Origin of the sequence: Fibrobacter sp. UWH4 (assembly GCF_900142475.1) — a bacterium.
Taxonomy (GTDB): Bacteria; Fibrobacterota; Fibrobacteria; order Fibrobacterales; family Fibrobacteraceae; genus Fibrobacter.
In genome coordinates, this window is record NZ_FRAY01000007.1 from 20,871 (window position 1) to 36,434 (window position 15,564).

Below are 15,564 nucleotides of genomic sequence, written 5' to 3' on the forward strand. Positions count from 1 at the left end.
CAAATTTTATATGGTAAATATAGTTCTATATTAGCAAAATATCCTAAATTAACTAAAATTTAACAGATTTAAGCATAAAACTCAGCATTTCACAGAATTCATGTTCTCAAATTCTACAAAATGTTCTCAATTTTATCGTTTTTTCCTGAAAATCGTTGTGCCGTAGCTGAAACCGTCGCGCTGGATTTTCAAGACATACATGCCGTTTTTCATGTCACCAAGGCCGATGCTGAAGCTGGACTGCCCCGCAGCAAGCGCCTGCGATTTTACCAAGCGACCGTTCACGCCGTAGATTCGTGCGGTATAGCCCTGCGAAAGCGCCGTACCGGCATCAATCTGCAATTCCCCGCCGTAAACGCGGGCCTTCAAATCGGGGCGAGCGGCAGGCTTCGCGGCAATTACCTGCGGAGGTTCCTCTGGCTTCGGCTTGTTGCGCAGCAGACGCACGCCGTAAATACCGCCCACCATTCCCGAACTTGCCGTAAACGAGATTCGCACAATCTTCTTGTCCTTCACCATGTTGTCCGGAATCGGGTAAGTCACGTTCACGAATTCGTCCTTGTTCCACTTGCCCGAGATATTTTCGGTCACAAGCTTTTCATCGTCAATCTTGATGTCGAATTCGCGGGTGCAGCCTTCGTTACCCCAGTAGCGAACCATGAGGCTCAGGGAATCTTCGCTATTCGTCTCAAATTCATAGCTGATGAGTCCACCGTCGCCGCCGCTGCACTTGCCCGCGTCGCGGTAGAACTCACCCTGATGCGTTCCCGTCGAAGAATTTTCCGTTTTCATCTTGTGGTCCACTTCGGGCTGCTGCTCGCCGGGCGCCACTTTGTCAACCGTCTTCTCGTCGAGCGCCAAGGCCTCTTCCTGTTCCTTTTTCAGGCGTTCGAGAATCGAAGGGTCCGTAAGCACCATCCAGTACATCATGTAGCGAGCATCGTGCACTTCGTAGAACGGCTCCAGCAACAGGTTTGCATCCTTCTTGTTTGCAAACAGGTACGGCGCCTTAAAGTGCATCGGTTCGTCCTTGACGCGCTCCACCTTCGACGGGATTTCTTCCTTCTTGCTCGCAAGCATCGGCGCCTGATCCAGCGACTGCAACGCGCCCGACGCAATATGGCTCCAGCGGCCGTCATCGGCCACAAGGCCGTTCAGATTTTCGGTTCCGGTCTTTGCCGAAAGCACGATTGGCCCGTGCAAAATCGCCACATAATCGCTCACGCCCGGCAAATCTTCAGTGTGCGTGTACATCGGGAACAGCACCTCGATTACATCGCCCGACTTCCACGATTTTCCCGCAGAAACATAGCTGGAGGGCTCCGACTTTTTCACCACGGTATCGCCGTTCACGACAACCTTGAATTCGCCTTCCTTTACCCAGTAGGGGTGGCGAATTTTCATATCGAAACTGCCACTACCCGTAACGGTAAACTTCGCCGATTCCCCCTTCGGGAAAGCCGTTTCCTGCTTGATTTTCACCTTCTTGTCTTTCCAGTTCAGAAGCGATGCGGCAAACAGGTTCACATATAGTTCATCGCCGTCCTTCGTATAAATAAACTGGCTGTATTTCGTCGGGTTTTCCATTCCGGAACCCACGCAGCACCACATGGCCGCATTCACCTTGGAATACACCCGATAATGGCGGGGACGCGCAGGAGTGAAGTACACGTACCCGCCATGTCTCGGATGTATTGTAGATAAAATATGATTAAAGAGAGCACGTTCGTAGAAATCCGCCTGTTTGGCGTCGTGATCCATATTGAACAGGCGTTCCGTGAGCTTGAGCATGTTATAGGTGTTGCACGATTCCGGTCCTTCGCGTTCCTCCACATACTTCTTGTGATTGTCGAGCGCCGGGAAATGTTCCGAGATGCTGTTGCCGCCAATTGCAATGCTCCTCTTGTTCACCACACGGTCCCAGAAGAACTCGGAGCCCTTTACATAAGTCGCATCGTTCGTGAGTTCCGCGATACGTGCAAAACCTACGACTTTCGGCACCTGCGTATTCGCGTGGATGTTCGTGAGGTTGTCGTTCCCCGCCGCCATCGCATTTAAAAGCCACTTGTGCGACCAGCGCTTGGCCTCTTTCAGGTACTTCTCGTTTTTCGTCAAGGCGTAGGCATCGGCGTACACTTCGTCCATGCCGCCATGTTCCGTGCCGAGCATCGATTCCATGGCGTTGTCGTTGAGTCCGCCCGTAATCGTGAGGCCCCAGTCGCAAAGGGCAAGGAACATCGTCTTCGCCTGTTCATAGCCGCCATAGATATAGGCATCGCGGAGGCCCGCAAAAGTCTTGTGAATGTTGTACCACGGCACCCAATAGCCGTTCTGCGCGCCCGCGTTTCCATTCTTGAACTTGAGCCACATCTGCTTTCCATTCGGAACGCCGCTCAGGTAACCCTTGAAATTGTTGTCCCTGGAATTGTAATCCTGAATTGTCTTGAGTTCGCTCAGCACATACTCCAGCCGTTCCTTGATGAGTTCGTCGCCAGTTGCCGCATACTGCATTGCCAAGGCACTCAGGTAATGCCCCAGCACATGGCCATCGAGGCCCGCCCAGTTCGAAAACTTGCTGGCCTTCGGCTTCATCCCCGCTTCTTCGTAAAACGGCGCAATTAATTTATCCGTATCGTAGGCAAGCAGCGTTTCAACATTCAGGTCCTGGCGCTCCTTCAGCGGACCATCGAGCAGCTGCACATCGCCAAGCGCGAACATGTCGGGGTAAAGCAGGTCTTGCGCATGCCCCTGAGCACACCAACATCCCATTGCAGCAAGGGCAACGCAAGCCATGCGATTGATTTTGATTCCAAACATCTCGTACCATCCTTTTTCCAGCACAAGCCAACCAATCTAAAATTAAATCCTGTAGCACGAAAAAATCCCCTGTTCGGGGATTTAGTTTTGTCAAAATTTCAAAGGGGTGTCCGGGAACTAACGCTCAATGAAGTTACTGGGCTTGACGCCGTAGAGCACCACATCGTCTATCCAGAATTCTGTATCGTCGTAAGCGGCAATCGAAATCGTCGTCGTAGCCTTGCTAATCACATCCCAGCCGAGGTTTCCGTAAAGGTCATCGCGTGGCTTAAAGTTCGAAGGCTTTATCACGCGGCGGCTCCATTCACCATCTGTGGCAAGGGTGTCGTACGCCAAGGTTTTGCCTTCGACATTTGAACTTCCCAGAGTTTCAAAGGCAATCGAGATGACACCAGTTCCGCGAGCATAAAACACGATGGAATCCGTCGCCGAAATATCGCAGGGAGACTCCTCCTTGCAAATCCAGGTACCAAAGAAAGACCACTTGCCCACTGCAGCCGAGGATTTCCAATGCAACGCTCGGCCTTCGCGTCCAGCGCCCGCATCTTCGATAAAGCTTGCGACACCTGCATCCACATCCGGCGTCGTCACCACGTTCGTATCGGTGACGCGCATATAGCCTTCCACCGAGATTCCCAAATCGGTAATGAAAAATTCCTCGCTGTCCGACTCGAAATCAAGAATCTTGACGGAATCCGGCTCGAACGCGTAAACATAGGCCGAAGTTTCTTCGGCGGCATCGACCGTAGCCGATCCCTCCACCACGCTATCGCCTACAATGTAACGCAACTCATATTCAAATGGCGGCAACGAATCCATCGCATAGAAACCCTGAGCGTCCGTCTTGACAAGACGATCCGAACCGTACACCTGAACCCAGGCATAGTCGACCCCTTCGGGCAAATGCACCTTTCCGCGTAGACTTCCAGTCTTTTCCAAGACAAACCGCACGGAATCTCCGTCCTTGATGTCTTCGGCTGAAATCTTTTTGAACAGGCCTTCGCCAGCATCCACCACTTCAAGAGTCGCCACATCGACGGCAAGGCTGTTGATACGAATGCAGCCCAAGGAATCCGTCACGAATTCGCTGAAAAATTCGGCATCCGCGGAATCCGCAGCAGCCCCCTCGACGCTTCGGACATATTCCGCAGAACGCACGCGCGCCACCACGTTTGCCGCCGGCAACGAATCTCCGCGGACAACCTGAATCAGGTAGGCATTTTCCGTCTCCACCGTGCTGATTCCGGCCACATCCTTTTCGCCGGAACACGCCCAGAACGCAAGCGACACAAAAACGGCGAGGAATAAAAGAAACTTTTTCATCTTTTCGCCCCCACTTTTTTAGCCTGTGAACCCTTGGACTCCTTGGCAACTTCGGCGACCGGGTAAAAGGCGAACACGAACTGCATCGCGCGATTCACGTCCTTCACCTCGGCCACCCTCTTTTGCACCTGTCGTCTAAATTCCAAAGTCATCTCGTTCAGGTCATCAAAGCATTCATCGTCCACACCCACCAGCAGCGAAGAGATATTCCGCTTCGCAGGCTCCACGGCGACCAGCGCATTCTGCGCAAGCGCCAAGAGCTGGTTCTGGTAGCTGCGAATGGCAGCGGTCTTTGTCGGCGACCCCGCCGATGTAAAGTTAGCCGTTGTCGCGGCGTAGCGTTCCGAGGCAAGCGGCGTAATCAGCTTTAAATCCTTGAGAACCGCGATGGCCTCGCGCACTTGGTCTTCCGAGACAGCGGGCGTAATCTGCTTCACCAAGCGTGAAACCTCGGCATGGCCCCCGTTCATTTCGATTAGCGCCCGCACCACCGGAATCCACCACTTGCTTAAAAACAGGTATTCGCTCGCACTGAACTTGCGCAAGTCCACATCCTGCAGCGAAAGCGCCATCTTGTAGAGCTTTTCCTTTTTCGCCTGCGACTTCGCCTTGGCTGCCGCCACCAGGATTTCAAAAATTTCGCCGCTACGCCCCTTCAGGTCCAACAGGTCCTTCGCCAGGGGAATGCTGTGGTTCGGCAGATGCAGTTCCTTGTTCAGTACACGGAAAATCTGGCTCGTATCGAGTCCCAGCTTCTGCCCCATCATCTTGTAGGAATACAGGGGCATATCCAGCTTTCGCTGGGTATAATAATTCTTGAGCAGGTCCCTGTAATCGCTAATTTCGTTGATATTCAGCATAGGCGCATTCTCGAAAAAAGGTCTTCTAATTTATAAAATAACCTGTTCTGCCATTAAAAGCTCATCTATATCGAAAAAGCCTTTGAAAAAATGTCAAAGGCTTTAACTCAATAAGAAAGGGCCTTAAACTACTTAATCCTATGTCCTGTCAGGTCGAAGCGTTTGCCGTTCTTTTCGATGAAGAGCGTGTTGCCCTTCTTGAGGAGTCGCGGAGCCAAGTCGCGGTTCATGGCGGCAGGGAGAGCAGTGCGAATCCCTTGCGGTTCTTCGCAGCTTTCACCCGAGCAGAATTCAATCCAGTCGATATCCATCCAGTCGCCAGTAACCGTGAAGCGGAGAATGTGTTCGCCTTCGGTCAGGCTGACCTTGGCTTCGACCGTATTGTATTCGTCGTAATTGTCTTCGCCCTCAGTGGCTGCAGGCACGGCGATTTCTTCGGTAATGTCCTTGCCGTCCATAGAGAGCTTGAAGCTTGACGTGTTGTTGGCAGAAGCCACAGAAGCGTTCATCGTGTAAGTTCCCGTCGAGGCCACCTTCACGGTGTATTCGAGCCATTCACCCGCCTGGTTGTAACCCACGATCACGCCGGTCGCCTTCTTGTAAAGGTCTACGCCGGTACCCGGGCGGTAGTCGCTATCGCCGTGGTTTTCGGTATCGTTTTCGTTGTAGGTGGTGTTGCCCTGGCCCACACCGTTAATGTCGAAATCTTCCACTTCGATCTTGCCCGGAATGGCGAGAGCTTCGCCCTTGAACGGAGCGCGCGGAACCGGCTTGAGAACCAAACGGAGAAGTGCCGAGCCATGTGCCGGAAGTTCGATAGAAACATGGGATACTGGGCCCAAGTCCTTCTTTTTCCAGGCATCGCGAACTTCCACTTCGCCTTCTACGCCAATGTCTGCAAAGTTGCATTCCACAGTCTGGGTAGAACTGTTGTTATTGAGAAGTGCCACGGCGATATCGCCATTTTTCAAGGGCTTGGTCCAAATCTGCTTGCCGTTCACGTCGGAGACGCGATGTCCCTGAACGCCCAGAGAATCCTGGTTAATGGCAATCATATCCTTGTTCAGGTACAGGTCCTTCGTTTCGTTACTCATGTTGCGCACATCGGAACTGATCATGATGGGGGCAGCCATGATGGACCACATCGTCATCTGGGAGCGCTGTTCTTCGTAAGAGAGGCCCCTATTGCCTACTTCGAGCATATCCGGGTCGTTCCAGTGGCCGGGCTTAGCGATTTGCCAATACTTGTTGTTGGCATCGATAATTTCGTAGACGCCGCGGTACCAGGAGGTAGAAATCCATTCGGGGCCAATGTCGAAAGTGGTACGCCAGAGGTTCGCGATTTTCGGCATCCAGTCCTTGTATTCCCACATGCAAATGCTGAACACGATGTCGCGTCCGGAATTGCGGAGGGCCTTGGACATGGCGGTGTAATCTTTTTCTTGGGTATTCGGGTCAGAATCGCAGTTGTCGTACTTCCAGTAGTCAACGCCCCATTCGGCGAGTTTCTTGGCATCCTGTTCTTCGTGACCATTGGAACCGCTCTGGCTATCCCATTTGCTGTTGTAATGGTGGCAGGTGCGCTTGCCGCGGTCGCCGTAAAGGCCGAACTTAAGGCCCTTCGCATGCACGTAATCGGCAATGGCTTTCATGCCGCTCGGGAAGGTTTTCGGATTATTCTGGAGGTTGCCTTGCGCATCGCGCTTGGTGTCCATCCAGTTGTCGTCGAGGTTCAGGTAAATGTAGCCCGCGTCCTTCAAGCCAGAAGACACCATGGCATCGGCAATTTCCTGAATCTGCTTTTCATTGATGTTTTCGTGGAACACGTTCCAGCTGTTCCATCCCAGCGGAGGCGTAAGCACCAGGCTGTCAGGATGCGCAAAGGCCTGAGAAGCCATACCCAAAAAGGCAAGGGCAACAGCCCCGCCGAGCGAGCATTTTTTTAAACCAAACATCTTCATCTCCACTTTTTTTTGATTTACTGGTTTAAAAATACTCTCCAAAAACGGCAAAATACCCGCCAAAACAGAAGGCGCCATTGATTATTTGTCAATGGCGTTCTATGGATTCTATCTCCCCAAAGAGGATAACTCTACTATGGCAACAAGTTGCCAAGTATCGTATAGCTTCGCTCCAGAATGATAATCCGGTTTTGGCTTTTTCAGCGGGAAACGGGCACCAGGAGCGACTTTTTGCCCTTCAAGCTCCGCAAAAGATACACACCCTTAGTGAACCCAGCCTGTTCAAGCGATTCGGCAAAACCCGCATCATGAATTTCAACCAAGCCGAGCCTGCTTCCGTGTATATTGAACACGGCGTACTCCGATGGTTGCTCACGCATGTACTGTACCCCACGCAAAGTCGACGGATCTTCCTCAGGAATTTGCGCGGCATCGAGTTTTGCAATTTTCACGTTGTCGAGCGTAAGCGTTCCCGTCACAGCACCGGCATTGAAACTCAGGCGGCTGTTCGTATCGGTCGCGGCCGTCATCTGGAACTTGAACGTGAACGTCTTTGACGTAGTGCCGAGTTCAAAATTCTGCTTTTCCTTGAGGTAAGATGCCCACGGGTCGTTGTGCTGTTCCACATTCACCTCGAGCGTACGTGCCGCACCCGCGCTCGCGTCAAAACTGATTTCGTTCCACTGTCCCTTTTCAAGGTGCAAATCGTGCTGGATAAGTTGCACCTGGTAATTCTCGGTACCGATGGCAGAAATATCCAGCTGGTACTTGCCGCCCTTGGCCTCGCCCGTCGCCTGCGCGTCACCGTGCACCTGCAGGTCCCAAGACACGGCGCTCGAATCGAAGCCGCCGTTAAAGACTTCATCGCGGTTCGTAGGCACGACAATCGCAGGTGTCGGCGGCGGAAGAGAGGAACCATCCAGCGAATAGTTCTTCACAAAATTCCAGATTTCCACGCTCGTGTTCACGCTCACGGCCTCGTCCATAGAATACCAATGACCCTTTCCTTCGATTGTCAGCAGGCGCACCTCGACGCCATCGGTGCAGCCGCTCCAAATTTCAAGAGACGCGGCAGAGCCCGACTTAGTCGTCGGATACGGCTTAATCTTCTGCGAACTGCTTGAGCACTTTTGCGCATTGACCCAGCCCTTCAGGGTATTCACGGTGCTGTTATAATTCACCACATCGTCGCTCGTGCCGTGCGTATGCATAATCGGCATCGCACGCTTGGGCGAATTCACGCCGCCACCACCCGAAACAGGCGCAATAGCCGCAATCATGTCACCCATCTTGTTTGCCGCATGGTAGCTCATCATGCCACCCATCGAAAATCCCGAAACATATACACGGTTTTTATCGATTCCGTATTTTTGATACATTTCGTTGATGATTGCCTTCAAGAAATTGACATCCTTGTCGCCGCCAATGTCCCAGGCCTTGTTTTCGCCATTCGGGAAAACCACCACGAAGCGCGCGGTATCGGCAATGGACTCCCACTTCGCCGCATTCTTCTGGTAGGAGGCGTCCTGATTCATGCCGTGCATCTGAATGATGAGCGGGCGATTCTTTTCGATTCCCGACGGAGCATACACGAGCATGCTACGGGATTTTCCGTCTACAGTTAGGTTGTCTGCAAAAGCATTACCCGTAAACAGCGCAACACTCACGAGGGCAAGCACCACCTTGCCCAAATTTTTCATACCAAACATCCTTCGCTCCTTATGTTAATTGCACTCTCGCACCACTCAAGCACCTTTATGAATTCGGAATTTAGATTTCAGAATTTATAATGAGTTTCTGAATTCTGAAATCCGAAATCTGAACTAGCCCGAAGGGCTATTTCGTTACCGTAAAGCGATAAACCATCCCATTCTTCGCTCTAATCAGGTAGATTCCTTTTTCCGAAACCATGGCGCGAACTTTAGACTGGGCTTCGCTTGCACTTGCGGCAAACACGGCGCCCACAAAGCTTCCGTTCAGGCCGTACACGCGGTAAACCTGTTCAGCCTGCACATCGTAACGAACCGCATTGGCAATCCCCATCGGATCAATCGGTTCCGGATCCGTAGCATCCTTGCCCTTCACGAACGTAAAGTAGTCGATATCAAGCCAAGAGCCAACCACCGTGAAGCGGAGCACATGTTCGCCAGCAGGGAGCGTCACATTAGCCTGCACCTTGTTGTAGTCGTCGTAATTCTCTTCGCCGGAACTTGCCGCCGGCACCGCAATTTCTTCGGTGATGTCCTTGCCATCCAAGGAGAGCTTGAAACTCGAGGTGTTGCCTGCAGCAGCGACAGCCGCGAACATGGTGTAGTCCCCCGCTTCCTTCACGTTCACGGTGTATTCAAGCCAGTCACCTTCGCTATTGTAGCCCACAATAATTCCAGTCGCCTTCTTGTAAAGGTCAACACCGGTACCTGCGCGGTAGTCGCTGTCGCCGTGGTTCTCGGAATCGCCGTCGTAGTAAGAGGTACCGTCCTTGCCCTTGCCCGGCACGTCGAAGTTTTCTGCCTCAATCTTGCCCGGGAGCGCAATGGCGGGGCAATTTTCACCAGCAGCACAGAACGGAGTCTGCGGGACAGGTTCAGAACCTGCGCCATCGAGATAAATTTCATCGTTCACGTCAACACCGACCTTGAACCAGTCAAAGTCCGCATAGCCGCCCGCCTGCTTTGTTGCAAAGTTGAAGAGGCCCCAGCGCACTCCCACAAACATGTGGAGGTCGTAATTGAGCTTCACGTCGCTACCAATCTTTGTCCAGGTATTGCCATCGGTGCTGTAGTAGAAGTATGCGGTACCGCGGTCAATCGGCAAGTCGAAATCAATTCGCAGGTAAACCTTGGAACCCGAAATCGCCTTGTTGTCCTTCAGGCTTTCACCATCCTTGTTTCCGGTGTACATCACCACCTTGTAGCTGTCGCCATCCTTGGCGAGTGCCACAAAACCCTTGTCGTCCTGCAGGGCAACGAGGCCCGCCATGTCGCCATCCTTCATGCCGGTGCCATCCACAAGCGTACGGCCAGAACTCTTAGGGCCAAAGGATCGCTGGGTCAGCGTATTCTTCGCACTCACCACGCGGCTATCGGTGCGGCTCGTAGTAATGCGGTAGAATCCCGGATTTGCAGACAAACTCCAGTTCTTGTTATCGGGATTGTGGTTGAACTGCCATTCAAGAGCAAGTTCGCTGGATTCAAAATCATCGCTGGTGACCATGCCATAGCCCGGAAGCGGGGATTCCGGCAGGTCAATCGTGGAGGGAGCCTTGCTTCCGCTGGTCGGAACCGGCCAGCCGTCCTTCCATTCCATCGGCACCAGGTGCGACATACGGCCGACCGGGCCGGAATCGCGGAACAGGAGGGCATACCACTTGCCATCGGGAGTATCAAAGATGCCACCCTGCGCAACACCGTTATCAGCCAAAAACACTCTGCCGGTATAGCCCGAAAGCAGGCTCTTGGAGCGGTAAACCACTTCAGTACGGCAAGAACCATTCGGCCAAGAAATCGTGAACAGGTAGTATTCACCGTTCACCTTTTCCATGTGCGAGCCTTCCTGCTGTACAATATAGCCGCTCTTGCCGGTAGCCTGGTTCACGCTCACGCCGCCGAGCTTACCGCTCCTGCCGCCAGCCTTCACACCGCTTGCATCGTCGTTTAGCTGCACATAGCCAATCTGGTCGCCGCTGCCGTAGAACACCCACACGGTGCCGTCGTCATCGAAGAACAAAGAAGGGTCGTGGTAGAACGGGAGCTGCACTTCGCTCCACTGGCCGCTTTCCACATCGGCAGTTTTGTACAAATGCGTCTTGCCAGTCGTGTAAGACGGTGTCAGCACGTAGAAAAATCCCTTGTGGTAGCGAATGCTCGAAGCCCACGAGCCCTTACCGTAGGCGTCCTTGCCGCCATTCAAGTTCTGCTGGTCGTTGTTGGTGAGCGTCTGGTAGGCGTATCCCACTGTGCGCCACTGGGCCAAATCCGTGCTCTTGAATACGGGCACGCCCGGGGCAAAGTGCATGGTCGTCGTCACCATGTAGTAAGCATCGTCGACACGGACAATGGAAGGGTCCGGGCTATCGACGTACATAATCGGGTTATTGACCGTCGCCGCGTAAACGGCACAAGAACTAGCGAGGGCAATGCCCAAACCTTTAAGCCATCCCATATTTAACTCCTTTATTCGAGCGCACCACCGCCCGTATATAATCTTTCAACTTAAAATTACCCTTAAAATGGCTAAATAGGCCTCACGCGCGAGCATGTTCCATTGACAAATTGTCAAGTTTGGGTAAACATTCCGTTACATCTAGTCGCCAGCAAACAATTCCATCTTACTCACCCCGCACACTTTTCTATCTTTGCAGCAAACAACCGCGCATCTGCGCACCGGAGACACTTATGGCAGCACTCATCCTCGACGGCAAGGCCCTTGCCAAGACCACTGAAGAAGAACTCAGCGCCCGCGTGGCCAAGCTCAAGGAAAAGACGGGCAAGACCCCCATCCTTGCAACAATCCTCGTCGGTGATGACCCGGCCAGCGCCACCTACGTCAAGATGAAGGGCAACGCCTGCGCCCGCGTGGGTATGGAAAGCATCCGCGTGGTTCTCCCCAAGAACACCACCACCGAAGAACTCCTGAACAAAATCCAGGAACTCAACGAGAACCGCGACGTGCACGGCATCTTGCTGCAGCACCCAGTTCCGCGCCACATCGACGAACGCGCCGCCTTCGAAGCCATTGACGCCCGCAAGGACGTAGACGGCGTGACCTGCCTCGGCTTTGGACGTATGGCCATGGGCGAACCCGCTTACGGTTGCGCAACGCCAGCCGGCATTATGCGTCTTCTCAAGGCTTACAACATTCCTCTCAAGGGTAAGCACGCCGTGGTCGTAGGCCGCAGCGCCATTCTCGGAAAGCCGATGGCCCTAATGCTTTTAAATGCAGACTGCACCGTAACCATTTGCCACAGCAAGACCGAGAACCTTCCCGAATTCGTGAAGCAGGCCGACATCCTCGTGGGTGCTGTCGGCAAGCCGGAATTCATCAAGAAGGAATGGATCAAGCAGGGCGCCGTCGTGGTTGACGCCGGCTACCATCCGGGTGGCGTGGGCGATATCGAAAAGGGTCTCGACGACGTGGCATCGGCCTACACTCCGGTTCCGGGCGGCGTGGGCCCCATGACCATCAACACGCTCATCTACCAGAGCGTAGAATCCGGCGAAAAATATTTGGGATAACAGAGCCTTCGGCAGAGCTTAGAACTTAGAGCTCAGTAAACATCTTCTAAGTTCTGTAGCGAAGCGCACTAAGTTCTACCAACTAGCGCAAAGCGCTACCGTCTCGTGCGTTCCAGTTCGACGGCGTCTGTTTCGGGAGAATTCGGCGAAAGCATGCCTTTCACCATATCGCCGACAAATTCCGCACCGACACCGATCAGCGTTCCGACGGTAGAATCGTTCGAATATTCGCGACTGTCCATCTTGGCAGTCGCATCTTTTATGGCAGACTTTTCGTTCTCTTTAGGGTCCGCATAAACAACCGGCCCTTTCTTGTTGCCCAAATCAATAGAGTCGGCGGCAGTAGGCGCTTTCTTTTGCACCAGCTGGGCGCAGGCAATGCCCGCAAGCATAAATATGGCCAATCCAAGAAATTTCATTTTCACACCCTTCGGTGCAAAATATAGCAAGACAAAAGACTGCCGGGCAGGTTTCCCAGTAGCGAGTACTAGAACTTCGCCAAGAATTCCTTCGCGTCGCAACTGACGACGATTTCACCGAGCAACTCACGCAGGCGTTCCAGATCTGGGTGGCCTTCGCGTTCAAACACCACCACCTTCTTGAAGCGGTCACGGTGGCGAAGCAGGAATTCCAGATTGTTCATGTCGGACTTCGGGAAACCATAACCCAAGAAGAAAATTTCTTGGGCATTCTTGAGGTAGTAATCGGCCTTACTCCACAACAAATTAAACAGGCTCCCGCGCAAGAAAGATTCCTTCGTATGCGCCATCGGAATATAAATCGGAGTATCCTCGCGATAAATCGGGAAACTGCGATCGCAAGGTTCCACCTGGCACACGTTCTTCAAATCAAGCGGGTCTGACGCACCCTTGACCGGATACCAGTTCAGCGATCCATGCAACTTAATCAAATCCACCGAATGGGTACGCGGCGCACGAACCGCGCTGCGGTCAGCCGGGTCTATACGCACCCCGTAATCCACCGCTACACGCGCATTCATCTTGGCATCATCCGTAATCACGTCCTCGATCAGCGTGTCATAATTAAAGGACAGCAGCAAGGTGTCGCGCACGCCTTCACTCGGGCAATTCACGCAACCCGTCAAGAACTTGCGGAGAATGGCCGCCGACTGTGAATCCACCGCATGATCATGGCGAATGGCTCCCGCAATAAATCGCAACAGTTCAAAACGCAAGCTGGAATGATAAAGGCTCTCGCGCACCCCGGGGAAAATCTGCGCCGACAGAATCGAAGTCGAAAGCGTTTCGATATTCAGGTATTCCGCCTGGTTATTGCAAAGTTCTAGGAAACGCCTGCAGTAGTCACGCAGGTGCGGGAACTCGTCCGATATTCCGAAGGGAATCAGCTCGTTCAGGTCGCGGAGCGTGGGCATTTGCGGGCAAAACGACTTGCTGAACCCGGAACCCAACACAAAAATCCGCCGGTATGTACTCGATGCGATATCCATACCCCTAATGTATATTAATTCGTTAGAAATGGACCTTAAAAAGATCAAAGAAATGCCGCCCATCCTTATTTTTTTGTATTTCAGTCCACTTTTCGCCCAAATCCCGCAAACTTCTTACTTTCTACTTATTATATTTAGGCTCCCTAGACTTTACGCCGTGGAAATGCGGTACTTTCCGTAAAAGAAGCGCGTGGGTTCGGAAGCGTTCCATACTTTTGGACTGCTTCTTAGGGAATCAACCATCAAGTTTTGTCTACCTTTTAGGAGCTTTAATGGCAAATAAGTGCAAGCGTGGAATTTTGATTAGCAAGACGCCTTACGAAAAGCGCATCGCCATCATGGAAGACGGCGAACTCGTTGAACTTGTCGTCGAAGGCGTTTCTTCTAATCGAGTTCTGGGCAATATTTACAAGGGCGTGGTCCAGAAGGTGCTTCCGGCACTCAAGGCTGCGTTCATTGATATTGGCCTTGAAAAGGCAGGCTTTTTGCATCAAGAAGACGCCATGGACAGAAACGAACTCCTCCGCCGCGAATATGGCGACGACGATGACGAGGGCGGTTCTTCCAAGGAAGTCTCTATTGACGAAATTCTGCAAGAAGGCCAAGAAATCATGGTTCAGGTGGTCAAGGAACCGATCAGCACCAAGGGTGCCCGTCTGACCACTCACCTGAGCTTTGCGGGTCGTTTCCTCGTGTGCATGCCGGGCACCAACTTCATTGGGGTGTCCAAGCGTGAACGCGACCCGGCCAAGCGCCGCGAATTCAAGAAGGTGGTCCGCCGCCTCAAGGGTCGCGACGTGGGCTACATCGTTCGTACCAACGGTCTGAACGAATCCGAATTCGAAATCAACAAGCAGATGCGCGAACTCGAAAGCAAGTGGGAACAGACGAAGTACAACTTCGAAAACCAGCCTGCCGAAACCTGCATCTACGAAGAATCCGATTCGATTGAACAGACCGTCCGCGAATACTTCAGCGACAACACCGACTACGTGTATATCGACAACCGCGACGAATACTTCGCCCTGCGCGAATACCTCAAGGTACTCTCGCCGGACAAGCTCGACAAGGTGAAGCTCTGGAGCAGCAACGAAAGCCTGTTCGAATACTTCAAGATCGAAAACGACTACGCACGTTCCCTGCAGCGTCAGGTACCGCTCCCGCGTGGCGGCAACCTCGTCATCGAACAGACCGAAGCACTCGTCTCTATCGACGTGAACACCGGACCGAAGGTGCACGGCAAGGACCAGGGCAAGATCATCCTCGAAACGAACATCGACGCCTGCTACGAGATTGCAAAGCAGCTTAGGCTCCGCGATGTGGGTGGCCTGATTATTATCGACTTTATCGATATGGAATCCGAAGAAGACAACGAAAAGGTCTACCAGGAATTCCGCAAGGCAATCCGCCGCGACAAGGCCCCGATCAGCCCCGCCCCCATCAGCCAGTTCGGCCTCATGGAAGTCACCCGTAAGCGCGTCCGCGTGAATCTGATGACCGAAAAGACCGAACGTTGCCCGGTGTGCGACGGCGGCGGACGCATCGCGACGCTTGAATCCACGCTCGGCATGATCGACCGCTGGATGGCCCGCGCGAAGGCAAAGGGCAAGCTCCGCGAAGTGACCCTCGTGGTAAGCCCGCAGGTGATCGACGTGCTCTGCAAGGACCACAACCGCATGTTCAACTACTTGGAATACAAGCACAGCATGAACATCAGCCTCGTGGAAGACGAGCACGCCCACATCAACCAGTTCTGGTTCTACGACAAGAACAACGAAGACATTACCGACCTCTACAAGTTCGTGTAATGCTTCGTACTCGCGGCCTCACCGCGAGTCGTTCTTGCAAGGCATATAAGGAAGGCCGCACCCAAGGTGCGGCCCTTCTTTTTAACGAGAGAG

The 15,564-nt window shown here is 52.9% G+C and carries 10 protein-coding genes; 2 read left to right on the plus strand and 8 right to left on the minus strand.

What is annotated here, in order from left to right; genetic code table 11:
* Positions 1 to 132: 132 nt before the first annotated feature.
* The 6 genes from BUA93_RS12300 to BUA93_RS12325 all read right to left on the minus strand — a co-directional run bounded on the left by BUA93_RS12300 (position 133) and on the right by BUA93_RS12325 (position 11,122).
* Complete coding sequence (locus BUA93_RS12300) at positions 133 to 2,817, minus strand: beta-L-arabinofuranosidase domain-containing protein (protein ID WP_072979849.1); 2,685 nt, start codon at positions 2,815 to 2,817, stop codon at positions 133 to 135.
* 117 nt (positions 2,818 to 2,934) lie between these two features.
* A complete protein-coding gene (locus tag BUA93_RS12305) occupies positions 2,935 to 4,140 on the minus strand; it encodes a hypothetical protein (RefSeq protein ID WP_072979850.1) in 1,206 nt (401 codons plus the stop codon).
* A complete protein-coding gene (locus BUA93_RS12310; RefSeq protein WP_072979852.1) occupies positions 4,137 to 5,000 on the minus strand; it encodes a DUF4423 domain-containing protein in 864 nt (287 codons plus the stop codon). The genes BUA93_RS12305 and BUA93_RS12310 overlap by 4 nt, the downstream gene beginning before the upstream one ends.
* Positions 5,001 to 5,128: 128 nt before the next feature.
* Positions 5,129 to 6,955: a carbohydrate-binding protein gene (locus BUA93_RS12315; RefSeq protein ID WP_254793978.1), complete on the minus strand. Its 1,827-nt coding sequence runs from the start codon at positions 6,953 to 6,955 to the stop codon at positions 5,129 to 5,131.
* 206 nt (positions 6,956 to 7,161) lie between these two features.
* Positions 7,162 to 8,670, minus strand: coding sequence for a carbohydrate binding domain-containing protein (locus BUA93_RS12320; protein WP_072979854.1), 1,509 nt, complete (start codon positions 8,668 to 8,670; stop codon positions 7,162 to 7,164).
* 127 nt (positions 8,671 to 8,797) lie between these two features.
* Positions 8,798 to 11,122 (minus strand): beta-xylosidase family glycoside hydrolase, encoded by a 2,325-nt coding sequence (locus tag BUA93_RS12325; protein ID WP_083597422.1) that lies wholly within the window; start codon positions 11,120 to 11,122, stop codon positions 8,798 to 8,800.
* A gap of 233 nt (positions 11,123 to 11,355) precedes the next feature.
* Here BUA93_RS12325 and folD point away from each other — a divergent pair, with 233 nt between their 5' ends.
* On the plus strand, positions 11,356 to 12,195 hold the full coding sequence (gene folD / locus BUA93_RS12330; RefSeq protein ID WP_072979866.1) for a bifunctional methylenetetrahydrofolate dehydrogenase/methenyltetrahydrofolate cyclohydrolase FolD: 840 nt from the start codon (positions 11,356 to 11,358) through the stop codon (positions 12,193 to 12,195).
* A gap of 95 nt (positions 12,196 to 12,290) precedes the next feature.
* On the opposite strand, the gene BUA93_RS12335 is transcribed toward folD, so the two are convergent.
* Together BUA93_RS12335 and BUA93_RS12340 are read right to left on the minus strand one after the other, a co-directional pair.
* Complete coding sequence (locus BUA93_RS12335; protein ID WP_139258054.1) at positions 12,291 to 12,614, minus strand: hypothetical protein; 324 nt, start codon at positions 12,612 to 12,614, stop codon at positions 12,291 to 12,293.
* A gap of 68 nt (positions 12,615 to 12,682) precedes the next feature.
* Complete coding sequence (locus tag BUA93_RS12340) at positions 12,683 to 13,663, minus strand: SIR2 family protein (RefSeq protein WP_175547437.1); 981 nt, start codon at positions 13,661 to 13,663, stop codon at positions 12,683 to 12,685.
* A gap of 272 nt (positions 13,664 to 13,935) precedes the next feature.
* Between BUA93_RS12340 and BUA93_RS12350 the strand changes: the two genes are divergently transcribed.
* Positions 13,936 to 15,471 carry an Rne/Rng family ribonuclease gene (locus BUA93_RS12350; protein ID WP_072979870.1) on the plus strand — a complete coding sequence of 512 codons (1,536 nt, stop codon included), beginning with the start codon at positions 13,936 to 13,938 and terminating at the stop codon, positions 15,469 to 15,471.
* Positions 15,472 to 15,564 lie beyond the last annotated feature (93 nt).